24 protein-coding genes are annotated in these 23,526 nt (G+C 53.8%); 16 read left to right on the forward strand and 8 right to left on the reverse strand.

What is annotated here, in order from left to right:
• The first annotated feature begins 751 nt into the window (after positions 1 to 751).
• The gene (locus BW974_RS26860; protein WP_245800276.1) at positions 752 to 1,588 is read left to right on the forward strand and encodes a hypothetical protein; all 837 of its coding nucleotides are present in this window, start codon (positions 752 to 754) and stop codon (positions 1,586 to 1,588) included.
• 316 nt (positions 1,589 to 1,904) lie between these two features.
• Here the strand turns inward: BW974_RS26860 and BW974_RS23205 are convergent, their stop codons facing one another.
• The 4 genes from BW974_RS23205 to BW974_RS23220 all read right to left on the reverse strand — a co-directional run bounded on the left by BW974_RS23205 (position 1,905) and on the right by BW974_RS23220 (position 5,453).
• Positions 1,905 to 2,327: a hypothetical protein gene (locus BW974_RS23205; RefSeq protein ID WP_076433442.1), complete on the reverse strand. Its 423-nt coding sequence runs from the start codon at positions 2,325 to 2,327 to the stop codon at positions 1,905 to 1,907.
• 384 nt (positions 2,328 to 2,711) lie between these two features.
• Positions 2,712 to 3,632, reverse strand: coding sequence for a complex I NDUFA9 subunit family protein (locus BW974_RS23210; RefSeq protein ID WP_076433443.1), 921 nt, complete (start codon positions 3,630 to 3,632; stop codon positions 2,712 to 2,714).
• An 87-nt stretch (positions 3,633 to 3,719) separates the two neighbouring features.
• On the reverse strand, positions 3,720 to 5,006 hold the full coding sequence (locus BW974_RS23215) for a vitamin K epoxide reductase family protein (RefSeq protein ID WP_217694405.1): 1,287 nt from the start codon (positions 5,004 to 5,006) through the stop codon (positions 3,720 to 3,722).
• Between the two features lie 249 nt (positions 5,007 to 5,255).
• Positions 5,256 to 5,453 carry a heavy-metal-associated domain-containing protein gene (locus tag BW974_RS23220; protein WP_076433447.1) on the reverse strand — a complete coding sequence of 66 codons (198 nt, stop codon included), beginning with the start codon at positions 5,451 to 5,453 and terminating at the stop codon, positions 5,256 to 5,258.
• A 131-nt stretch (positions 5,454 to 5,584) separates the two neighbouring features.
• Between BW974_RS23220 and BW974_RS23225 the strand changes: the two genes are divergently transcribed.
• Together BW974_RS23225 and BW974_RS23230 are read left to right on the forward strand one after the other, a co-directional pair.
• Positions 5,585 to 6,184: a winged helix-turn-helix transcriptional regulator gene (locus BW974_RS23225; RefSeq protein ID WP_076433448.1), complete on the forward strand. Its 600-nt coding sequence runs from the start codon at positions 5,585 to 5,587 to the stop codon at positions 6,182 to 6,184.
• Positions 6,185 to 6,289: 105 nt separating this feature from the next.
• On the forward strand, positions 6,290 to 8,884 hold the full coding sequence (locus BW974_RS23230) for a heavy metal translocating P-type ATPase (protein WP_076433450.1): 2,595 nt from the start codon (positions 6,290 to 6,292) through the stop codon (positions 8,882 to 8,884).
• 131 nt (positions 8,885 to 9,015) lie between these two features.
• Here BW974_RS23230 and BW974_RS23235 read toward each other — a convergent pair whose 3' ends face one another.
• Positions 9,016 to 9,798, reverse strand: coding sequence for a hypothetical protein (locus BW974_RS23235; RefSeq protein ID WP_076433452.1), 783 nt, complete (start codon positions 9,796 to 9,798; stop codon positions 9,016 to 9,018).
• Between the two features lie 474 nt (positions 9,799 to 10,272).
• On the opposite strand from BW974_RS23235, the gene BW974_RS23245 reads away from it, so the two are divergent.
• The 10 genes from BW974_RS23245 (at position 10,273) to BW974_RS23300 (ending at position 19,027) form a co-directional block, all read left to right on the forward strand.
• Positions 10,273 to 11,595 (forward strand): permease, encoded by a 1,323-nt coding sequence (locus tag BW974_RS23245; protein ID WP_076433456.1) that lies wholly within the window; start codon positions 10,273 to 10,275, stop codon positions 11,593 to 11,595.
• A 388-nt stretch (positions 11,596 to 11,983) separates the two neighbouring features.
• Positions 11,984 to 12,181: a heavy-metal-associated domain-containing protein gene (locus BW974_RS23250; protein WP_076433458.1), complete on the forward strand. Its 198-nt coding sequence runs from the start codon at positions 11,984 to 11,986 to the stop codon at positions 12,179 to 12,181.
• A 23-nt stretch (positions 12,182 to 12,204) separates the two neighbouring features.
• Entirely contained in the window at positions 12,205 to 13,809 is a 1,605-nt protein-coding gene (locus tag BW974_RS23255) for an ABC transporter substrate-binding protein (protein ID WP_076433460.1), read from the forward strand.
• A gap of 11 nt (positions 13,810 to 13,820) precedes the next feature.
• Positions 13,821 to 14,768, forward strand: a complete 948-nt coding sequence (gene nikB, locus BW974_RS23260; RefSeq protein WP_076433462.1) for a nickel ABC transporter permease — start codon at positions 13,821 to 13,823, stop codon at positions 14,766 to 14,768.
• Between the two features lie 20 nt (positions 14,769 to 14,788).
• Positions 14,789 to 15,697 (forward strand): nickel transporter permease, encoded by a 909-nt coding sequence (nikC, locus tag BW974_RS23265; RefSeq protein ID WP_076433642.1) that lies wholly within the window; start codon positions 14,789 to 14,791, stop codon positions 15,695 to 15,697.
• Positions 15,694 to 16,752 carry an ABC transporter ATP-binding protein gene (locus BW974_RS26300; RefSeq protein WP_076433464.1) on the forward strand — a complete coding sequence of 353 codons (1,059 nt, stop codon included), beginning with the start codon at positions 15,694 to 15,696 and terminating at the stop codon, positions 16,750 to 16,752. Before nikC ends, BW974_RS26300 begins: the two co-directional genes overlap by 4 nt.
• Positions 16,749 to 17,768, forward strand: a complete 1,020-nt coding sequence (locus tag BW974_RS26305; RefSeq protein ID WP_084186465.1) for an ABC transporter ATP-binding protein — start codon at positions 16,749 to 16,751, stop codon at positions 17,766 to 17,768. The genes BW974_RS26300 and BW974_RS26305 overlap by 4 nt, the downstream gene beginning before the upstream one ends.
• On the forward strand, positions 17,765 to 18,289 hold the full coding sequence (locus tag BW974_RS23290) for a hypothetical protein (RefSeq protein WP_076433466.1): 525 nt from the start codon (positions 17,765 to 17,767) through the stop codon (positions 18,287 to 18,289). Before BW974_RS26305 ends, BW974_RS23290 begins: the two co-directional genes overlap by 4 nt.
• 157 nt (positions 18,290 to 18,446) lie before the next feature.
• Positions 18,447 to 18,755, forward strand: coding sequence for a helix-turn-helix domain-containing protein (locus tag BW974_RS27395; protein ID WP_394329576.1), 309 nt, complete (start codon positions 18,447 to 18,449; stop codon positions 18,753 to 18,755).
• Complete coding sequence (locus BW974_RS23300; protein WP_076433470.1) at positions 18,755 to 19,027, forward strand: DUF7521 family protein; 273 nt, start codon at positions 18,755 to 18,757, stop codon at positions 19,025 to 19,027. Before BW974_RS27395 ends, BW974_RS23300 begins: the two co-directional genes overlap by 1 nt.
• A 180-nt stretch (positions 19,028 to 19,207) precedes the next feature.
• Here the strand turns inward: BW974_RS23300 and BW974_RS26075 are convergent, their stop codons facing one another.
• Positions 19,208 to 19,630: a hypothetical protein gene (locus BW974_RS26075; RefSeq protein WP_175609802.1), complete on the reverse strand. Its 423-nt coding sequence runs from the start codon at positions 19,628 to 19,630 to the stop codon at positions 19,208 to 19,210.
• 24 nt (positions 19,631 to 19,654) lie between these two features.
• Here BW974_RS26075 and BW974_RS26080 point away from each other — a divergent pair, with 24 nt between their 5' ends.
• Both BW974_RS26080 and BW974_RS23315 read left to right on the forward strand, forming a co-directional pair.
• Positions 19,655 to 19,924 (forward strand): hypothetical protein, encoded by a 270-nt coding sequence (locus BW974_RS26080; protein ID WP_175609803.1) that lies wholly within the window; start codon positions 19,655 to 19,657, stop codon positions 19,922 to 19,924.
• 566 nt (positions 19,925 to 20,490) lie between these two features.
• On the forward strand, positions 20,491 to 20,853 hold the full coding sequence (locus tag BW974_RS23315) for an SHOCT domain-containing protein (protein WP_076433474.1): 363 nt from the start codon (positions 20,491 to 20,493) through the stop codon (positions 20,851 to 20,853).
• A gap of 104 nt (positions 20,854 to 20,957) precedes the next feature.
• Here BW974_RS23315 and BW974_RS23320 read toward each other — a convergent pair whose 3' ends face one another.
• Complete coding sequence (locus BW974_RS23320; protein ID WP_076433646.1) at positions 20,958 to 21,230, reverse strand: DUF7967 family protein; 273 nt, start codon at positions 21,228 to 21,230, stop codon at positions 20,958 to 20,960.
• Between the two features lie 240 nt (positions 21,231 to 21,470).
• Positions 21,471 to 21,770: a hypothetical protein gene (locus BW974_RS26865; RefSeq protein ID WP_245800278.1), complete on the reverse strand. Its 300-nt coding sequence runs from the start codon at positions 21,768 to 21,770 to the stop codon at positions 21,471 to 21,473.
• Positions 21,771 to 22,100: 330 nt separating this feature from the next.
• Between BW974_RS26865 and BW974_RS23330 the strand changes: the two genes are divergently transcribed.
• A complete protein-coding gene (locus tag BW974_RS23330; protein WP_076433476.1) occupies positions 22,101 to 23,504 on the forward strand; it encodes a permease in 1,404 nt (467 codons plus the stop codon).
• The last annotated feature ends 22 nt before the right edge of the window (positions 23,505 to 23,526 follow it).

Genomic DNA, 23,526 nt, shown 5'->3' on the forward strand with positions numbered 1-23,526 from the left:
ACTGGACGGTGATAAATGCTTGTTCAGCCAAAGGTGTTCTCGCACTAGTTGAGAGACTTGCAGTTACGCGAGCCGAATTCCAGAGCCAAGAAATGACAGCCACGCCAGAGGTCATTTCCCGACCCAATAGCCAGAAGACATCGTCGTATGGTTCCAGACAGACGACGCATGTCAATCGCATGGCTCTTGGGTCAATTGCCGCCGGTACGCAAATTAGCGAACGTCCGTGGGTCCAATCACTCGTTCGCAGGCGTACCGGCCACCTCTGGCACAGAACACATCCAAGTAGTACACTTAGCTATGTCCCAGAGCAAACGCAACTTAGACACCAGTTCTTGTAAAGCTTCCCCGCTGTCCGACACGCAATGCCGGCTAAATCAGTGGGCAAAATCTCCAGAGCAGCATCATCCGAATTCGTCGTCGACGGACCATTCCACATCCTCCCCACGTCTCTCAAAGCGCATATCCTCACTGACGACCGCCAACAAACTCAAGCAGCATCCGTATCGTGACCCAGAGAAATTACAGCCTGTCTACGAGCAGGCAGGAACAATCACTGGCACCGCTGCCCACTTCGACGTGTCACCGACGACGGCTCGCCTGTGGTTGATTCAGTGCGAGATTTATGATCCCGAACGAGAGGGACTGTCATCGGTTGCGAATCGGTTGGAAGAGCTATTACCTGAGGATCTAGGACTCCCACCATTGGGGGATCACCAATGAGCACGACGGATTTCGGAGGTGACCACTGATGGCTCCCGAATTGACGTCTGAGAACGATAACGAGAATTCGATCACGGATGACGATGTACCCCCCTCGATAGAGATCGACAGGGCCGAGCCGAGCGTATCGAATGCGAATACGGCTGAGCAGGAGCTCCCAAGCCGGGAAACGATGTGGGCAGTCATCCAGCAGCAGGCCAAGCAGATTGACACGCTGGAAGAGCAGGTGGAGACGTTAGAGCACGATCGTGAGACTGCCAAGAAGAAACGGGCACACGATCGGAGCCGCCTGAGTGCACTCGAGGAAACAACCGACGAGATACAGGACGACGTCGATGATCTTGTGGATCTTGAAGAGAAGAACGCTCGGACACGGGCGTCTATAACACGAATCATCAACCTTGTGCGCGACTACGAGAGTGCAGACGGAGTGGATGATGAGTCGGATAATCTGGCCGCGGAAGCGTCTAACGTTGGCCGGCAACTCTTCGAGACGGTTCAACGCTCCGAACAGAATACCGAGCTCATGAACTTCCGCGAGAAGCGCGTAGAGAGCCAGCAAATCGAAGACAAGTATCTTGCTGTGCTGGAAGCGGGACAGAAGCTTGCGGCGGAAAACGAGACGATGATTGTCCGGATGAATTATCGAAAAGTCGCAACGCACTACGGGTGTGCGTACAAAAACGACGGCTATCGGGTGATGGAAGAGATGGCCGAGCGTGTGCCCGGTGTGACCTACAAGGAGTCGAAGAACCTTGGACCAGAAACAATGGGTGTTGGCGGTCGTCATATCGAGATCTCGTTCGCTCATCCCGACCTTGCCGGATGGATGCGAGCCCACGAAGCTGACACAGGAGGGAAGTAACCACGAAAGAGCGGATTATAACGTTGTAATCATGGGGGTTCGCAGAACCCCCCTTTGTGGCGGCCCCACCGCAAGAGATTCACACCGGTTTGCCGGTGACATACGGTGGGAACGGTTGTACGGCTACTGTGGAGTGCGTCTATTTCTGCGTCTATTTCTGCGAAACGAGGGGGGTTGTCTCGGCCAACCCCCCTTATTACAACGTTGTAATCGATCGCGCCCATTCGCCCCACACAACCCAGCTACCGATCTCGTCTTCGTCTGTAAAAGGGGTGAACGACATGATCCGAGGTAGTTGAATGGAACCTGCGCTGAGTCACCGACCAAGGAGCCGTGCCAGCAGGCCGCCAGAGTTGTTGTCAGCGGATTCTGATGGTCGCAATGCAGTTTCCTCTCGTGCCTTGTTCGCGTACTTCTGTGCTTCTTGCGCTTCAGAGAGACGTGCATTCAGGGTTTGTTTGTCAGCTTGGAGTTCTGCGATTCGTTCGTCTTTCTCATCGAGAAGATCCTGTGTTCGATTGAGTTCGCCTTTCAAACGTTCTGATTTCTTGAGAAACTCTTCTCGTTCCTTTCGTAATTCCCCGTCCCCATTCTGATTGTCTTCATTTTCACTTCGTATTGCTTCGTAATGGTTCAGCTTTTCTCGCAGAAGGCTACTAACCGAGATATCCCGCTTTTCGGCTTCTTGGCGGTATTGTTCGGCCGTATCGTTGTGTATACGTACCGAGAGGGGTTCCATACAGTTGTATACAAACCGTTACGCTTCGTATTTTCTAATGTCAAGTGATACTTTATGCTCTGTCTCTATCTATAGTCATTCATGTATTAGCTTTCTCCAACCTGACGGCGGATTTTCGATGTAGCGACATGAAGTTTATAGCTGTATGAACGGCTACTATCGTACGATAGAGGGCTTGTAGCCTTGATTTACACTGGAAGTGGTGGTGTGTGTTTTACTTCCCAATAAATCCATAAGCGGAAGTGGAATCGGCCGGGTCGCCGCCCTCGGCGAAGCAGATTTCGTCGACCGTACAATTAGGAGGCTTGCGGCCCAATTCCAGTTTCCGAAAAGAATGATTTACATCGACTTCCATCTTCGCCATCCATCACTTCTCTTTGACTACTATCCGTGATTCTGCTCTCTGTTGCTGTTCGTTGACGTCGTCGACAGATACGTCTCAACCCGCATCAGATTACTTTTATCGAGGCCGAACGCCTTGATATCGTTGTGATCTGTAGTGTTTGTCATCTCTAGTGCCCGCGCCTGATCGATACCAAACGGAATCGTCTGCAGCGGTTCGGCAGCAGACAGAGCAAGCTCTACTAACTGCATCGGCACTGGGATAATGCGGACTGATTCCCCTGCAGCATGATAGAGCATGCGTGTGACCTCCCCAAACGTAAGTACTTCGGGGCCTCCGAGATCGTACACCTGCCTCACGTGACGGTCTTGCTCGATTGCATCTGCGACGATTTGCGCCACATCCTCTACCCATATCGGCTGAAAACTCGGTTGATCCCCACCATCCGGGAGAAACGTGACGTACGGCGTCGTGTATTGTTTGATGAAAGCGAACGTTTCACTCCCTTTCCCGAAAATGAACGAGGGGCGGAGAATTACCCAGTCCAGATCTGAATACTGAGCTACCAAATCGCCAAGACCCTGCGTTCGCCAGTAAGCGATCGGACTGTACGGATTTGCACCGAGTGAACTCATCTCGATATATCGTGATACATCGTGTTTCTGAGCGGCGTGTACTGCATTCATCACGCCGCCGATGCAGACGGTGTCGTGGAACGTTCCTGGTCGTGGTTGATGAAGCGGTGGGAGTGCTGTGAGGTTTACTGCGGCGTCTTTTCCTTCGAATGCCGCATCGATAGAGTCGTAGTCCGTGATATCGCCCGATACTAGTTCGACAGTATCCGGAAGAACCTCGGCGTCCGGCGACCGAGAGAGCGACGTGACTGTGTGACCTCGGTTGACGAGTTCGGCACAGACGTTTCGACCGACAAACCCGTCTCCCCCCGCGATGAGAACGTTCATACGCAGACTGGCACTGTTTTCGACTGTAAATATTCGTCTCGGTTTTCATTTTCATAGCGAATAAATGAATCCTCGCTTAAATCTGCACTATCTTATATACCGATTCCAGCTGCCGTACTGGTCACGAATACTGCCGCGAGGAACGCTCAAAACAACGATGAGGATACCGACAGTAACACTACTCCACACCGAGACTATTGAAGATCCTAAGAGAATCCATGGGGCTACGATGACCCATATTCCGAGAGGAACGTTCAGGAATCGGATGGTACGAACCGGTTCTCCCATCGCAATGACGGAAAACGTGACGACGAGCGCGCCAACGAGATGGCTACTGTCTGCGGCGGCACCAACCGTTCCGAAGAGGGCAGGCGACGACATTAACCAGAGACCTAACCCTGTTGTACCGAGAAGAGGCCAAGACACGGACATTCCCCAGAACATCGACCACCACGAGTCTGCATCCGAGCGTGTCTTTCCATCCACACCAGCATCCGAAGTTGCGAAGGTATCACCCATCCAAAAAACATGCCACAGTGAGACGTCCCCTCGCGTCTGTTGGTAGAGGAACTGGCCCATCGCGGCGACCTCATCAACCGTCAGTGCAATCATGAACAGCATCGCGAGCGCGGATAGCAAACAGAGCGTACACCACGTCCCGACGGCTAACGGCTGGAGGATTATGAGAACGATGCTAACGAAGCCGAGGGGGATAACCACGATACCAAATAGCGTCACCATCCACGGCATCGTTCGCCACCGGCGCTTATCACCCATGAACCCCATCAGGACTTCGACCGCGTACGCGACGGCACCGAGACCGGCGTCAGAGATCGGGAACATCCTCGAGACATCGGACGTGAGCACGTTCTCCGTTCCACGGCCGAAAAACGGGTCGAAGACGAAGTCGGTATAGCCGAGCTGGAACGTGGCCATGTGGGTCGAGAAAAAGAAGCCGATAAGTCCAGCAATAATAATCGGTGCTCGTTGTGCCGCTGTCGATGGGTTGTATGTCCAGCCTCTCGGGATATCCGGCCCCGACATCTCCATTCGCATGACGACGAGCACAGCGAAGGTGATGACGAAAACACCGACGAGCGTGTCATTCAGGTAGACGTCGCTCGTCGGAGCCCAGAAGAACAACGGGGCAAGCAGCAACCAGACACCGACGAATCCGTTCACGTAATTCGCGACGCCACTACCGAGTAAAATCACAGCACCACTGAATACAATGAGGAGCACTCCGCTGACCGTGTCGCTGATGGTCATCGCGAGACTCTCGTACCCGAAGGTGAACGGACTGGCTATAAGCCAGAGTCCGAGGATAATGATGGGATACTGCGGCCAGATCTCCATCGTGGGATGCTCGAGCATCATCGCTCCCGGTGCTCGCGACTCCTTATGTTGGTGATCAGCCGTTCTATCAGATACCATGTCCTGGTTCCCACTCACCGTTTCCCACCCGATGGTTCTCTTCGGTGGCATCGGCCAAAGAATCACTGGCAACACCTGTGGTGGAAGATTTCTGGCTGCGCTTCTCGGAAATACCGAGTCTGTTGAGTAACCAACGAAAAAATCGATCACATATCGATGAGTTTGGTAGTACAGATTATCCGGTGTATCTCAGGCGTGCGCGGTATATCCTGCATTCTCGACGGCTTGAACGAGAACCGCGACATCGGCATCACCTTCGATACTCGCTTGTTCTGCTTCGTGGTTTGCAGTAGCATCAGTGATGCCGTCGATACTACGGAGAGCGTCTTCGACAGTCTGTTCGCAGTGTCCACACGACATTCCTTCGACAGTGATGGTCGTCGTCATACATCTCAGTGTATGGGTGGCTATCTTTTGTGGACTTCTCTTTAGATTGGTCGGTAGAAGCAGTCTAGGGACATTGGAAACGAAAGTCAAAAACACGCACAGCTTTTGGCTCTCGGTGACGTAGTGCTGCTATGCGCGATCTGGACGAAACCGACCTCGAAATCCTGAAGCTACTGATGTCGAACGCTCGTCGGCCCTACAGCGATGTGGCGGACGCTGTCGATTTGTCTCCGCCTGCCGTCTCGGATCGGGTCGCTCGACTACAGGAGCGGGGAATCATCCGTGGATTTACGCTCGATATCGACTCCTCACAACTTCGCAAAGGAACTCCTATTCTGGTAACTCTTGACGTCGCGGCTGACAGTCGAGACATTCCGTCAGTCAAGGAGACACTCCTCGATACCGGTGAAGTCGAATACGTGTTTACTACTGCAGAAGCTGACCTCATTGCATACGTGCGGGTACCCGACATTGATGTCGCTGCGTGGCTTGACACGATCTTCGACGAGGGAACGATCGACGACTTCGAAGTGACACTGTTATCGGGTGCGGATTGGTCTCCTGACCTTGGTGGGATGGAGTTCGCGTTGACCTGCGCGGAGTGTGGAAACACGGTCGATCGCGAAGGAACATCGACTCGTATCGACGGTGACCTCTATCAGTTCTGTTGTCCGTCGTGTGAAGCCCGTTTCGAGGAGAAATATGAACAACTCCAACAAGGAGTGGACTGAGCAACGGTCAACGCGTCGGCGCTTTTGAATCGAAGCTTTTCGAGCTCCGTTTCCGAATAGATGAAAGGACAAATCGATTGAATGGTCAACCCTTATAATATTGTAATGAGCCAGCATCGAGTCCACATCGATATTCAGGGAATGAGCTGTGCGAACTGTTCCCGAACCATCGCCGATTCCGTCGAGTCCCTTGATGGGGTGTCGGAAGCAAACATCAATTTTGCGACCGACGAAGGAACCATCGAGTACGACTCGGACGAGGTTTCGTCAAAGCAGATCTACGAAGCCATCGAGACCGCCGGCTATACTCCTGTCACGGAGACGAAGACGATCGGCATTACGGATATGTCGTGTGCGAACTGCTCGGAGACGGTACAGAACGCGCTTGAGCGGACACAAGGCGTCATCGAAGCAGACGTCAATTTTGCGACTGACGAGGCTCAGGTCAGATACAACCCTGCTGAAGCGACGCTCACGAACCTTTACGATGCTATCGAAGATGCCGGCTACGCACCCGTTCGCGTGGACGGCGAGTCTGGTGAATCTGCCACAGATCGCCGCGATGCCGCCCGAAAAGCCGAAATCCGCAAACAATTACGGCTCACTCTGTTCGGTGCAGTACTCTCTGCACCGCTCATTTTCTTCCTTGCTGAGAAATTCATTCTTGGCGGAGGTATTCTTCCGGAGACGGTATTCGGAATCGAGTTTGGCTGGGTCGAGTTCCTGCTCGCGACGCCGATTCAAGTCGTTCTTGGGTGGGAGTTCTACAAGAACTCCTACAAGGCGCTTGTGAAGAACAAGAGCGCCAACATGGACGTGCTCATCGCGTTAGGCTCGTCTACGGCGTACCTCTACAGCGTCGTCGTACTGCTCGGACTAATCGCCGGAAGTCTCTACTTCGACACGGCCGCGCTCATCCTCGTGTTCATCACGCTCGGCAACTATCTCGAAGCACGCTCGAAGGGCCAAGCGAGTGACGCTCTACGCAAGTTGTTGGAGATGGAAGCCGATACTGCAACCGTCGTTGATGAAGACGGTACCGAGAGTGAGGTGCCCATCGAAGACGTGACCGTAGGTGACCGGATGAAGATCCGTCCCGGTGAGAAAATTCCCACTGATGGTGTCGTCGTGGATGGGCAGAGTGCAGTTGACGAATCCATGGTTACTGGCGAATCGGTACCCGTAGAGAAGGAGGAGGGGGACGAGGTCGTCGGATCGACCATCAACGAAAATGGTGTCCTCGTCGTCGAAGCGACGAAGGTCGGGGAGGACACTGCACTCCAGCAGATCGTTCAGACAGTCAAAGAAGCACAGTCCCGCCAACCCGATATTCAGAATCTCGCCGACCGAATCTCCGCGTACTTCGTTCCCGTCGTCATCGTGAACGCCCTGTTTTGGGGGGCGATTTGGTATCTTTTCCCCGGAACACTGGCTGGCTTCGTGGACGCACTCCCGCTGTGGGGATTAGTCGGTGGTGGCCCGACCGCTCTCTCCACGTTCGAATTCGCGGTTATCGTCTTTGCGAGCGCGGTACTCATCGCGTGCCCATGTGCACTCGGGTTAGCTACGCCAGCAGCAACGATGGTCGGCACCACACTGGGTGCACAGAACGGCGTCCTCTTCAAAGGCGGCGACGTTCTGGAACGGGCGAAGGACGTGGATACCGTCGTTTTCGACAAAACGGGTACCCTGACGAAAGGTGAAATGGAACTCACGGACGTTGTTGTATTCAATGCCGATGGACAGCCGCGGACGGATGGCGGAGACACAATTGCCAACGGTGGCCAACTGACTTCCCGCGAACATCTCACCGAGGCCGACGTGCTGCGTTTTGCTGCCAGTGCGGAGAGCGGAAGCGAACATCCACTCGCACAGGCCATCGTCGAGGGAGCCGAAGAACGTGATATCGAGGTCATGGAACCTGACTCGTTCGAGAACGTTCCGGGGCACGGTATCCAGGCAACGCTCGGTGGAAGCAAGATTCTTGTCGGCAACCGCAAACTCCTGCACGATAATGACGTCGCTCCGGACCCGGCCGAAGACACGATGCAGCGTCTCGAAAACGAAGGGAAAACGGCGATGCTCGTCGCGTACGAGGGCGAACTCATTGGGGTGGTCGCTGATGCCGATACGGTCAAAGAGAGCGCAAGAGATGCGGTAAGTGCGCTTCAGCGGCGTGGCATCGACGTGATGATGATTACCGGTGACAACGAGCGTACTGCCCGTGCTGTTGCCAAGCAAGTGGGTATTGACTCCCAGAACGTCCGTGCTGGAGTCCTTCCCGAAGACAAATCCGATGCAGTTGAGACAATTCAGGACGAGGGACGAAAGGCGATGATGGTCGGTGACGGCGTCAACGATGCACCGGCACTCGCCGTCGCCTATGTCGGAACCGCTATCGGGTCGGGAACGGATGTCGCCATCGAGGCAGCGGACGTGACGCTCATGCGGAACGATCCGCTCGATGTGGTGAAGGCGATCCGTATCTCGGACGCCACATTAGCGAAGATCAAACAGAACCTTGTGTGGGCGCTGGGCTACAACACAGCGATGATCCCACTGGCGTCGCTCGGCCTGCTTCAGCCGGTGCTGGCTGCGGGTGCAATGGCGTTCTCCAGCGTGTCGGTGCTCACGAACAGCTTGCTGTTTCGCCAATACACTCCTGATCACGATTACAAACTCTTCGGTAGACTGCGCTAACTATCCGTTTCACGCTTCACTAGTGGTAACTCAATTACTCCGAACGTGACTGCAGCTAACGTATGCAGAACTACGGTTCACAGTCATCCGCCTGTTCCTCCAGATTCGTACCGAAGTGCGTGAGGGAGCTTTCAATCTTCAATTCGGATATCAAAATGGGTCGTGATCAGATTTCCATCCGGTTTGATCTGAAGGTACAGCCGATATCGACCTGGTGTCGGGAATGTTGTACCGAACTCGACGCGACCCGGTTGTGTGTTTGTATTCTTCGGATGAATATGGAGATACGCGAGATCACCCTCCCGGAGTGCGACGAGATGACCGCGTGCTCCGAGATAGTCCTGTAAGTCCGAAACACGCTCGTCGTCACGATGGATCTCGAATGATAGTTGCGTCTCTTCATTTGCATCAATATCGTCGGTGCGTCGTTCAACCGTATATTCGTCCGTCATCGCGTGTCGCGCTATCTCTGGGTTCGACTCGAACGTGGCAGAACCGTGTACGAAGAGATCAAATCCGAGTGTCATTGACCGACCTGCAATCGAGATGTCCACGAATGCGCGATACACCCCCGGTTCGGGGAGTGTGAAGTCTTCGACGCGGCACGTGCCGTTTGAGCCGATATCGGGGTGTAAGTGCTGGAAGTGAGCCAAATCCCGGCGCACTACGATCAAGTGAAGGAGCTCTCCGTGTGAATCTTCGAATTCAGTTACTGTATTTCCCTCATGAGTCTCGACTTGAAACGACCAATCGGTCGGGACGCCGGGTTCAAACCGAGTTTCCGACGGCACCAGTCGAAATTCGTCACTGGCAACGGATAGTCCATCTACTGTCGTGTGTCCACCCGGACTGGAACCGGATGTTTCGTCTTGAAACTCCGTTTCGTGACTCTCATGATCTGACTGCTCCCCCATAGCATTGGGTACCATTGCTATCCTCTTACTGGTTTCTCCCGATTATTGAAATCTGAATTGTTCGCAGGGTACAAATACGAATCCTTACCTAGTGTTTTGTCATCTGCTTGTCCGGCCAACCGATTGATCCGAATGCAGGGTGCATCGGAATTTCCGCAGATTGCGTTCTGTTCGGTGAATTTTGATAGTCGACAACTCTCCAAAACCTTCTACACGCTAGTTTCATTTCCATCGATTCTCGAATCTCCTGATGAGTTTTAATATCACTTTGGTTGGTACGCTATTCGATGCTCTCATCGACTCTAGTATCGAAATTGGACTCAAACATAGTCAGATTGTGTGGCGTCCCTTCGTCATGACTTTGGGTATCGGACCAACTGAGGAAATGAGATTAACGAACAAACCTATCGACGTCTCCTCACCGGTGGTCTGTTAGTCAAAACGCCATTAGTCGTAACTCCCCTATCGGTATGTATGGATAGAAAAGAGTACGCAATCCTCGCGATTATCGCTCTCTCGACGGTCGCAATCGGTGTATTTACGACCACAAAGCCGTTGGGAACGTTCTTCGTCGAGAGTGCGAAGCACGCCGCAACGACGACGGTTTCCATGGCATGGATCACGTGGTGGGCGCTGGTGATCGGATTTGCTATCGCCGGCGGCGTCGAAGCCTGGACGTCCAGTGAGGAAGTCGCGGATCTTCTGGAGGGACACGGAATCCGTGAAATCGGCTACGGATCACTGTTCGGGTTCGTTTCGTCGTCGTGCTCATACAGTGCCATCGCAACGGCGAAGAACCTCTTCAAGAAGGGTGGCTCCGCAGCCGCGACAATCGGTGCGTTCATGTTTGCCTCGACCAACCTCGTCATCGAAATCGGCGCAGTCATCTGGATTCTACTCGGATGGCAGTTTCTCTTGGCGGACATCATCGGCGGATTCATCCTCATCGGGATGATGGCGCTCGGTTTCGTCTACGTCGTTCCGGACGACGTCATTGAGCAAGCTCGTAAGAACGTTCGCGACGAAGGCACACCGACGGTACAAGACCCTGTCTGCGGAATGGAGGTCAATCCTGAAGAGACAGAGTACTCGACTGAATACAATGGGGAAACCTACTACTTCTGTTCGCAGTCCTGTAAGGAGAGTTTCGACCCTGAAGAAGCGAATACGACTATCCGAGAGCAAGCAACGTCGTTATCCGGCTGGAAGGCTCTGGCGGACAAGCAGTGGAAAGAATGGGGAATGCTGTGGGATGAAATCGCCATTGGGTTCATCTTCGCGGGTCTCATCGCCGGCTTTATCCCCAAACAGGTCTGGACGTCGGTGTTCTCTGGACCTGTGTTCGGCGTCCCGGTGTACATCTTTTGGACGGCTGTAGTTGGTGCCGTTATCGGCATCGTCACGTTCGTCTGTTCTGTCGGAAATGTTCCCTTCGGTACCGTCCTCTGGACGAACGGACTACCGTTCGGGAGCGTCCTTAGCTACATTTACGCGGATCTCATCGTTCCGCCCATCATGGACGCCTATCGAGAGTACTACGGTACGAAATTCGCTGCCATTCTCTCGGGAATGATCTTCCTTACCGCGGTCATCACCGGCTTCATCATCCATTTCCTTTTCCTCGGCGTTGGTTTCATCCCAGACCCTTCGACTGCGAAAATCGCGGAGGTGAAAATCGAAATGAATTATAAGATGGTGTTGAACGTGCTGGCAACGGGATTCTTCCTGTTCCTCTATTGGCTCCATCGGTCGGACTCAGTGGAGAATCAAAGCGAGCAGTCCCACACTGCCGACTAACTTCCGCAAACTCATTACCCTTCGACGACCATATCAATAGCAAATCAAAGTCCATCAAATACCGGGAGTTGTAATATTTTCTATTTTATTTTCTAAATTCGAAATCAACAAAACACGTCATTTGAATCGACGTATTTCTCTTCTTTGTACGTCTAACGCCGCTGAATTGACTTGAACGGCTTTTTATCTACCTCGAGACGAACTGATTAACCTCGTTATTTCGTTATCAACAATGTCTCAAGTTTTGATACTACCACAAACAATCGGAATACATCTTATTGAATCTCTATTTGCGTCTTCTCCACCTTAATTACTAAGATATTCAAGTGCTTTCTGAAATTATCTTGTGCGAAAGTGCCTAATAAGATTCCTTCATTGGTATTGGTGAATGACAACAACGCTCATTGTTGAAGGAATGACCTGCGGAGGTTGTGAACAGAACGTCATCGACGCACTCGAAGCAGTGGACGGCGTTTCGAAGGCGAACGCGGACAGAGAAGCAAACACAGCGTCTGTCGAAGGTTCCGCGAAGACGGACGCCCTCGTCGGTGCTGTCGAGGACGCCGGGTACGACGCGAGTGCCTGACTGACCCGATACGGGACGAAACAATGACAAACAAAAACATTTCCCGGAGAAGCGCATTACAAACAATCGGCGCGGGCAGTCTAATCGGCCTTGCTGGTTGTTCGAGTTCATCGGACTCCCCCAATCAATCGGATCCATACGGTTCGTCCACTTCGACCACGGGCGGAGATGATGGTGCCACCAGTAGTTCGAAGAGTGCGACGGTTGCCCTCGCGACAGACCTCACTGCGGGAACGTGGGGCGTGTACGGCGGCGTGATGCCGTACTATACGAACATCCTCGAACCACTCATCTGGGTTTCGAAGGACATGAAACTCGAACCGTGGCTCGCTACGGAGTGGAAAGCCACCGGTGAAACGACATGGGAGTTCACGCTTCGCGAGAACGTCACGTTCCACAACGGCAAGCCGCTCACCGCCGAAGCGGTCGTTTTCTCGTTCCACCAACTTCTCGACGAATGGTCGTGGGCACCTGGGTGGCTTCACGTCGAAAAAGACGGTGTGAAGGCACTCGATGAGACAACAGTCGAGTTTACGACGACCGACCCCTTCCCGACGTTCCCCGGAACCATCGCCCACAACATGGTTGCAATTCAGCACCCAGACCGTGATCGCAAGGCGGGCGAGGCTATCGGAACGGGGCCGTTCAAGATCGAGAACGTGAAGAAAGAACAGTTCGTCCAAACGACGGCGTTCAAAGATTACTGGAACGAACCGCCGAAACTATCTGGTCTCAAGTTCCGCGTCATCACGGATGCGAACACACGTGCACTGTCGCTGTCGGCCCATGAAACGGACGTCGCGTATCAGCCCCCTCGGAACAAGATCAAGTCGATACAGAAGGCTTCGAAGACGAACGTCGAAACACAAGGCTCGCCGTCTGCAGGCTATCTCGGCATCAATCTCCACAAATCGCCGACTGACGACGTGAAACTTCGGAAAGCGCTGAACTACGCGGTCAACCAGAACGCAATCGTCGAATCCATCCTTAGCGGCGTTGGTAAGCCGGCGCGCGGTTCGATCGCCCCGAGCATCTACTGGTCGGCCCACGACCAACTTCCCGAGTATGGCCCAAACAAGTCCAAAGCGAAGTCACTCGTAAAGTCCTCGAATTATGACGGCGAAGCGCTCAAACTCCTCGTCAGCACGGATATGACCGACGGGAAACTCCTCGCACAGGCCGTTGCCCAACAAATGGAAACGGTCGGTGTCACCATCGATATCCAGGTGTTGGAGGATGCTGCGTTCAACGACGCCGAGCGCAATGGACAGGGCCACCTCGCACTGAGCGAGAAGGGCACGAATAGCGGCGCGGCGGACTACGTCATCTACGAGAGTTTCCACTCTGAAGGGGACATGAACGAGCGACTATACGGCGACGAAGGAACTGGCCTCTACAACCTCGGCTCGAAAGTAGACTCACTTCTGGAGACCGGATTCCAAACAGGGAGCAAGGAGAAGAAGAAGGAAGTCTATCGAGAGGTACAACGGATGATCGCCGAGAGGGCGGTTATCGTTCCGCTGTACTATAGCGAGTACGTCGTCGCGTCGTTCCGTGACGTGAGCGATCTCGACCTTCGACCCATCCCCGAGATGGTTCGGTGGGATAGTTTGACGCACACGAACTGAGGGACAACAGAATGTGGAAATTCATCGTTCGCCGGACCGCAACCGCTCTGCTCGTCCTCGTTGGCGTTTCAATACTCACATACGCTTTGATGTTCTTCACACCTGGCGATCCCGCGACGACGATACTTCGCAAACAGATGGGAGGCCGAACACCATCCAGTATGGCTGTCCAACAGTTTCGCGTTCAGCACGGGCTCAACGATCCGATTCCGATTCAGTACGCGAACTGGGTCTGGGACATTCTCCACGGAAACCTTCGCCAATCGTATTACGAGAATACGCCGGTGTCCGCGATGATTATGAACCGTGTGTGGCCCACGCTTGAACTCGCCATCGCAGCGATGGCCGTGTCGTTGTCGATTTCGCTCCCTGCCGGCGTCTTCAGCGCGGTTCACAAAGGAAAGATGCCCGACTACCTCAGTCAGTTCGCTGCACTGCTCGGCGTATCGATGCCCAACTTCTGGCTGGGCTATTTGCTCATCATCGTCTTCTCTCTCGAACTCGGCGTCCTTCCGGTGTCCGGCGTCGGGAGTTTCGAACGGTTAATTCTTCCCGCCGTGACGCTTGGAACCGGGATGGCCGCTATCGTAACCCGACTTGTCCGGTCGTCAATGCTCGAGGTGCTGGACGACGAATACATTCGGACGGCTCGCGCGAAGGGGCTAAGAGAACGCATCGTCGTCTACAAACACGCGCTTCGGAACGCACTCATTCCGGTCGTGACCATCGTTGGCCTTCAGTTTGGCTACCTGCTCAACGGGGCCGTCGTTGTGGAAATCGTCTTCCAACGACCAGGTCTCGGAAGTTTGCTCATCAACGCCATCTTCGCTCGGGACTACCCCGTTGTTCAGGGATTGGTGTTGCTCATCGCGGCCATTTTCGTCCTGACGAACTTCGCAGTGGATATCGTTTATCGCTATATCGACCCACGAATCTCGTTCGAGGGGGCCAGCGCATGAGCGACTTGGAATCCGATGCAATGACGGACGGGGGAGTCGTTGACGAGACGCGGTTCCCTCGGTATCGATCTGCCGTCGAGTCACGAGCGTTCCGCCAGTTCACCGCAAACAAGTTGAACATCATCGGGCTCGTCATCGTCGTGACCGTGCTTTTCGGTGCGGTGTTCGCTCCGGTTCTCACGACGTATAATCCCGAGAAGGGAGACCTATTCGAGCGGTTGGAGCCTCCGTCCGAGGAACACCTTCTCGGAACCGACCAACTCGGTCGTGACGTTTTCGCTCGACTACTCTATGGAGCACGTATTTCACTAGGAATTGCCGTCACCGTGGTCGCCATTACGTTAGTCATCGGGACTGCTGTCGGGGTGACTGCGGGATATGCGGGCGGATACGTGGACGAGGCGCTCATGCGCTTCGTGGATATCCTGCTCGCGTTTCCGGGAATCCTCCTTGCGCTCGTCATCGCGGGAATTCTCGGGCCAAGTCTCACGAATATCATGATTGCCCTTGCCGTCGTCGGCTGGACGCAGTATGCGAGGGTCGTTCGCGGAAGCGTCCTCTCCGTGAAGGAAATGGAGTACGTTCGAGCGGCGCAACTGATGGGCGTCTCACGAACTCGTATCGTTCTCAAGCATATCATTCCGAACGTCATCGCTCCGGTCGTCGTGCTCGGAACGATGGATATGGCTTACGTCATCCTCGGGACGGCGGGGCTGTCGTTCCTTGGTCTCGGCGCACAACCGCCGACGCCCGAATGGGGGACGATGTTGGCCTCTGGACGAAACTACCTGCAAGACGCGTGGTGGGTCGTGAACTTCCCCGGACTGGCGATTATGCTCGTCGTCCTCGGGTTCAATCTCCTCGGAGACGGGCTTCGTGATATCCTTGATCCCAAGGATATGGGCAATATGGAGGACAAAGGATTATGAGCCAGCCGATACTGGAAGTTGACGACTTACACACGCGATTCAGCACGCACGAAGGGACAGTTCACGCGGTCAACGGCGTCTCGTTCACCATAGACCAAGGCGAAATCGTTGGTATCGTCGGGGAAAGCGGAAGCGGGAAATCCGTGACCGCACTCTCGCTCATGCGACTCGAAAATCCAGGTCGTATTGTCGATGGCTCGATACGGTTTCAGGGGACCGAGTTGACGACGGCGTCATCCCGAGAGATTCGACGTCTTCGCGGCGGCGGGATGTCGATGGTCTTCCAAGACCCGATGACGACGTTGAATCCCGTCTTCACGGTGCGCGACCAAATCATCGAATCGCTCAAGGTACATGAGAAACCGAACTCGCAGAGCCTCCTCGACTTTCTCAACGCACCCCTGTTCAGCAATCGGTCGGAACAGAAGCGAAAAGGGAAACGTGCAGTCGAGTTGATGGAGCAGGTTGGTATCCCTCACCCTGCGGAGCGCGCCGATGCGTATCCTCACGAATTTAGCGGTGGAATGCGCCAGCGTGCAATGCTCGCCATCGCACTCGCAAGCGAACCCGACCTTCTCATCGCCGACGAACCAACGACTGCGTTAGACGTGACCATTCAGGCACAGATTCTCCGCGAATTGAAATCGCTCAACGAAACGCACGGAATGAGCATTCTGATGGTAACCCACGACCTCGGCGTCGTCTCCGAGGTGTGCGACCGCGTTATCGTCATGTACGGCGGTGAGGTGATGGAAACTGGTACGACAGACGAAGTACTCTCCGATCCGAAGCATCCCTATACGAAGGCACTTCTCGACTGTATGCCACAGAATACGAAGCGCAAGGAACCACTCAACGTCATCGAGGGGCAGGTACCGGACATGGTCGGCGGGACGACCGGGTGTCCGTTCGCAGACCGCTGTTCCCATACAACGAATGCCTGTACGAACGGCCCAATTGCGGAACACGACGTCGGTTCCGATCGCGTGGTGAAATGTGATGAAATCGAGTTCGTTAGCGATGCTGGTGTGGCGAGCGGTGGTGATGCCGAATGAGCCCTCAGCAACCCACGACGGGTTCAACGCCGGTCTTCGAAATCGAATCCGTCACGAAACGCTTCGCGCTCTCCGATTCGTTGCTCGACCGAGCCATCGGGACGCGGGAGTTCGTCACTGCTGTCGACGATGTCTCCTTGACTATCCACGAGGGTGAAACGCTCGGACTCGTTGGAGAGAGCGGGAGCGGTAAATCGACGCTTGCGAACCTAATTACCGGGCTGTACGAACCGACCGAGGGGATGATCTCCTTCGACGGTGAGCCAGTCGGTCACGTTTCCGCTCGACCGACCGACGTGCGCTCGCAAATTGGGATGGTCTTCCAGAATCCGAAGGCGAGTATCGACCCGCGAATGTCGATTCGTGACGCCATCGATGAGCCGATGAAAGCACAGGGCTGGTCGCGCTCCCGCAGGGAGGATCGTATGGAAGAACTCCTTTCGCTGGTCAACTTGTCAGAGCATCACGCTGACCGCTACGCTCACGAACTTTCGGGCGGACAGGCACAACGAGTTGCTATTGCACGTGCGGTCGCACTCGAACCACGTGTGTTGGTGCTCGACGAACCCACATCGGCACTCGACGTGAGTGTTCAAGCGAAAATCACCAACCTACTGGTCGAACTGCAGGAGAGGCTCGGCCTCACGATGCTGTTCATCGCACACGACCTCAGTGTCGTCGAACACATCGCTGACCGTGTCGCCGTCATGTATCTCGGCCAGGTCATGGAAGTTGCACCGACCGAACAGCTGTTCGAACGACCGACGCACCCCTATACGAGTGCACTCCTCTCCGCAATTCCAGAGGTTGGGCCGGATGGTGGCGAAACAGTGATTCTAGAAGGAGATATTCCAAGCCCAGTGAATCCTCCGAATGGCTGTGTTTTCCACACCCGATGTCCGATTGCGCGACCAGAGTGTGCCGAAATCAACCCCCAGTACGAGGGTATTAGTCATGGACGGACAAAGTGTCTGTATCCCATAGATGATGAAATCGAATCGGGGGCGGAACAATGACTAACAACGAATCCAACACCTCCGTGCCGTCCGATACTGGATCGGCGGAGACCAGCAAATCAACAGACTCTACTTCGATTGACCCGAGTGAAAACGCATTATCCGCAGAGGATCTTCAGTATCCAGAGTTTACGTTCGAAGACGGTACAATCTCTCCGAACGGAGCCTTCGACCTCGAACAAACGTTGAACCGGGACGAGATGGGGAATTGGCTCTCCGACCTAGCTGGGGGACTCACCAGCCACGACATCGCCGTCGAAGCGCCCGATCGCCACGTCACGTTCGGTGTCCGTCCAGATACTGTGTCGATGGCGTTCGAACCGGACGACGACCATCGCGGAAAACTCAAGGTGTCGTTTGAGTTGGACGCGAAAGTCATGCTCGCGCAGGATGCTGACTGTCCAAAGATCGGTGCCCGTGCCGGTCGTGGGTTCGTTCCCGTCGAGATGCTCACGACTGATCGGAAGCCGGAGCATTTTCGGTGTTACAATTGGATCGAAAATCCCGTTGAAGAGGAGTAATCATTGCTTTTTCACGAACGATTCGCTTCCGGTTCACAATAGAGCTTTTTCACCGGGCGAAAAAACCCACAATGCTTACTTATAGACGCACTCATCATCGACCGTGTGTGAGGATTGCCGTCCGCGCGAACTCCTCGCCCTCTTGGGAGATGAACACGTGCAAACCGTACTTTCCGCTACGAGTAATGGACCACTGTCTGCGAACGAATTGAGCGATATTTGTGGGACATCATTGCCGACAGTATATCGGCGCATCGAAGAGATGGTCGCTTGTCATCTCCTTGCTGAACGAAACGAGATCGACGCTAACGGCAATCATTACAAGACGTATGAGGCACTGCTTGAGAAAGCAACCGTTCAGTTGGACGACGGCGAATTTGTCGTTGACCTTGACACCGTTGAACAAGAAGATGCACCGGATCGGTTCATGCGAATGTGGAACGAGATTCGGGAGGATGAGTCATAGTGCATATCGGACTCGTCGTCACCAAAATCGTCGTAGCGATACTCGGCCTACTCATTGCATTCCAGAGTTATCGCGCCTACACTCGATATGACAGCAGTCCAATGTTGTATCTTGCGCTCGGTTTCTCCCTCATCAGTATTGGCTCGGTCATCGAAGGGGTTCTCTACGAAGTCGTGAAATTGTCTCTCTTCTATGCCGGAATGGTTCAGTCAATTGTCGTCGCACTCGGCATGGTCGCTGTTCTGTACTCGCTGTACGGTCGGGAGCGCTAACGATTTCAAACTGCATTCTGCTGGCTGATTCTCCTCTTGCCGCGGCAGGAATCAGCCCCGACCTATTTAAATGGTTCTGCCGATTAAATCCAGTGAAAATACGCCATTCGCTTTTGAGCTCTCTGTATGTAGAACAGTTCACCGATGTCCAGGGAAAATTCCAATCACCGACGAAAATTACTACGACTTGCAGTCGTGGTAGCTTTCTTGACTGCTGCTGTCGCTGGTGTTGCTGCAGATACGACGACGACAGAGGGCCACGGACATGGCGACGATCACCACGGAGAAGCCGAAACTACTAGCGCCCACCAGGAAGAGACCAAAACTACGAGTGATCATCATGGAGGTGCCGAAACTACGAGTGGTCATCATTCGGATGAGGACAGTCACGAGGAAGAAACCCACACCACTGGTGGCCACCATTCCGATGGAGATAGCGATGGCCATCACGAAGACGAGAGCGGCGGTGACCACCACGACCAAAGTTCGTTGGCGTGGCTGACCAGTATTGCTGGCTTGCTCGCGCTCGCTGCGGTTTCTGTTGGACCAGCCTACTGGTTCGGAAAACAACGAAATCGCATCTCGAATGTCGATGCTGCCCATATTGCCGCAGTCGGGCTTATTCTAGTGAGTGCTGCCGTTCATCTCTATCTATTCCTCCAACACAGCGAACTGGCGATGCTTCTCGCTGGATTCGGGTTTATCGGCGCAGTCGTCCTGTTTTTCCTCGGTGTGAGCCGACGACTTCTCTACGCGGTCGGTATTCCGTACGTCGCGGCACAATTCGTTCTCTGGTGGATGAACGACATGCCACACCTCCAGAGTTACGGCCTGCTCGACAAGGCCTCCCAAGTGTTGCTTGTCGTCGTCCTGGCGTACCTCCTTATCGTGGAATAGACTTTGCGACCGTGAAATACGAGACTATCGATCAATGCCCAAAAAACCAACGTGGAGTGTAGGCCTGTCAAATCGAGGTTCCCGTTGGTTACTCGTTACCGGCAACCGGCTAGTTGTTGCTGCTGTGTTCCTCTCCGGCATACTGCTTCTGCTTATTCTGTTACCGTCCGTCAGCGTTCTCTTCGCTCAGCCGTCGAGTCCGATGTACTTCCTCTTCAGTGCGTTACTCGGCGGGAATTTCACGCTGATATCTGTCGTGCTTTCGATCAACCAACTCGTTCTCTCGCGCGAGTTGGGCGCAACCGGTAAGTTCCATAGTTGACTATCCATCTTCCCCGATGAACCTTCGTACCCAAACTGCATCCTGATGGCGTTAGTTCGGATTCCGGTGGTCATTTTGAAACAGCGGTGCCGAAACGAACTTCCGTATCGGGATGGTCTGTCGCTGTTGGATTTTGAAAGTAAAGGGTTGATCACCTATCTCACGTGGTTGCGCGGGTGTTTCACTCATAGCGTGTGATTTATAATGGATAATCGAGTTAAACCTCCGCCGCGTTCTAGATACTATGGCAACTCAAACCACGGAAAACGAACTACTCCGAACCGCTCTTGTCGTTCTGGGTGTCATCGTCCTGCTTCCAGTGCTGTTGATGGCCTTTGCGATGCCGATGATGGGGATGATGGGTTGGTGGGGTGGTGGCATGTTCGGACGAGGAGTCTCACCAATCTGGGGATTCGGCATGATGCTCGTATGGCTCCTCGTTCTATTGGGCATCGGCTATGCCTTGTATCGCGGGCTCGTCGGGCGCAGTGATAGCGCTCGTACTGACGACCCAGCGCTTGGCGAACTCCGAACCGCCTTCGCTCGTGGGGAAATTTCCGAAGAAGAGTTCGCAATGCGAAGGGAGAAACTACGAACAGATAGATAAAGTAACGACACTCCCGAAATCGCGTTACGATCGACCGGGTAAGCTCCCCGAGAAGTCGTCCAACTACGAGACTGTCATTGAGATTGACAGAAAGTCCTACTGAGTTAAATTGTGTCACTGGGGTCGTGTTTGTCCGCCATTCGCTCGACTTCGGCCTCGTATCGATTTTGGAGGCTCGAATCATCAACAGCTTCGAGATCGGCGGGTGGGACGTCTTTAGCAGCGGTCACCGAATCCATGTCGACCGCCTGTGTAGCGAGTTCACGGCGGTAGAGTCGCTTGCCGTCTGGCGTTGCGTACTTAAGGATAATGAGATCGCGATTGTTGTACCCCCGTTCGACAAGCCACACACGGATATCCTCAGTTTCGGTAGCCATAGTGATAGTGACGGGAATCACGATGTTAGGCAGTTTGGTCTCTCCTCGCATTCGAAATCGGTGTCAGAAACGACTCGTATGAACAGCCATTTGAGAAATCACACAGTCCGCAGACATCGAGAATGACTGAATTCGAGAGGTGAGCGATACTCGCAGTTGAGTCCGTAATGGGTCTCGGGATCCGACGCCGTTCAGTGAACTGAGTTGGCGACATTTATGGAACTACGACACGGTTCAGTTCTACCGAGCGAGTGCATTATACAGCCATGTGAAGGCGTAGATGAAGACGAAACTGATGATCGCTGCTTCGATCATGCCTGCTACGGTTCCGACGATGGTCGGTTCGAAGAACAGATGCCACTGTTCCATCATCTCGACAGCGCCTTCGTAAACACCGACTGCTCCAAAGATCCCCAAAAGGAGCATGACGACGGCAGAAACGATTGCCGCGGCACTAGCAAATGCTAGTGCGTCGAGTTTTATCGATCCATGGGCAGTCTCCGATTCGTACTCTCTGTGGCTAGTGGTCGTGGTGCTCATGCGTAGAGATACGTCGCGCTCGTTCAATCGGATTGCAGCTTATATTTGAAAGCACTCGTCGTTGTCCGATCCTCCGTGGCTTCATTTCGAACCAAAACGAAAGACAGAAGCAAGACTGTGTGTATTGTTCACGTCGGGTATCTCCATATAAACGTCGTCGCACTAATTACAATAACAGTTTTAACCACCATCTAGGAGATGCTCTGTTCGCTAACTCGAGGAATCTGATTATTGTGCCAGGTACAATCTTTCAAAGAAACCGTATAGATTGCCTATTCTCTCACATTTTTAAGGACAATTGGCAAGAGCGATGCGGGCCAAGTTTCATGTATGGAAACCACTGTCGTCGGCGGAATTCTCGAAGCGCTACGAATCGGGATCGGTTTCCTTTGGACCGCTGCATGGGCAATCACTATGGGGTTGATGATTACGAGTCTCGTGCAGGTCTACGTCTCGAAAGAACGGATGGCACGCCTCCTTGGAGACGACGATCTCAGTGGACTCGCGAAGGCAACCGTCTTCGGTGCTGCCAGTAGTGGTTGTAGCTTCGGTGCCGTCGCTATCGCAAAGGGGTTATTCAAGAAGGGGGCGCACGTGGTCAACGTTCTTGCGTTCATGTTCGCCTCGACGAATCTCATTATCGAACTCGGCCTGATGATCTTGATCCTCCTCGGCTGGGAGTTTCTCGTCGCGGAACTCCTTGGAGGCATCATTCTCATCGCGGTGATGGCTCTTATCGTCCACGTAACACTCCCAGAGAACCTCTTTGAAGACGTTCGGAAGGAACTGAATCAGCGAGATCACGACCACGGTGTCACCGAGGATCCAACGTGTGGAATGGAGGGAAAAGACGAGTATTCGCTCGTAACCGACGGCGGTGAAACGCTGGAGTTCTGTTCCGCTGGGTGTCTGGAGACTTACCAACAGGAAGTTGCCAGCAGTGGCGACTGGCGGGACGAACTATTGACGTGGGGCGGCTGGTACAAACTCGGGAATCAGTACCGCAAAGAGTGGTCGATGATTTGGAAAGACGTTATCGCTGGTTTTCTTATCTCCGGCTTCGTTATCGTTTTCGTCCCGCAGTGGGTCTGGAACAGTCTCTTCCTTCAGGGAGATGGCCTGCTCGTAAGTGCCGAAAATGCGATCATGGGTGTGACGATTGCCGTCATCAGCTTCGTCGGAAGCATCGGCAACGTCCCGTTTGCGGTCGCACTCTGGGGTGGTGGAATCAGCTTCGCAGGGGTTATTGCATTCGTCTACGCTGACCTTATCACGATTCCGGTACTCAACGTTTACAGAAAATACTACGGCTGGACGGTGATGCTGTACATCTTCGGCGTGTTCTTCGTGACGATGGCGTTCACGGGGTTTCTCATGGAGGAGTTGTTCACCACCCTTGGTATCGTGCCGAACCTTGCTGGCGGGGAGACGGCGACCGAACAGACGTATTTCGAACTCAACTACACGTTCTACCTCAACATCATCGCGTTCGGGCTCTCGGGGTTCCTCTTCTACGTCTACCGACGAGGACTCGGTGCGCCCGGTCAGTACCGAGATCCTGTCTGTGGGATGCGAATCGACGACAGTGGCCCAAGCAGTTCCCACGACGGAGAGACGTACTACTTCTGTTCGAATCGGTGCAAGCAGTCGTTCGAGAACAACCCAACCGAATTTTCACAGATACAGCCACAGATTTCTGGGACGGGAACTTCCCAAAGTCACGAGCATCATTGACTGACACACCCAGGTTGTCTCT

The organism is Haladaptatus litoreus (assembly GCF_900156425.1).
In the GTDB taxonomy this organism is placed as follows: domain Archaea; phylum Halobacteriota; class Halobacteria; order Halobacteriales; family Haladaptataceae; genus Haladaptatus; species Haladaptatus litoreus.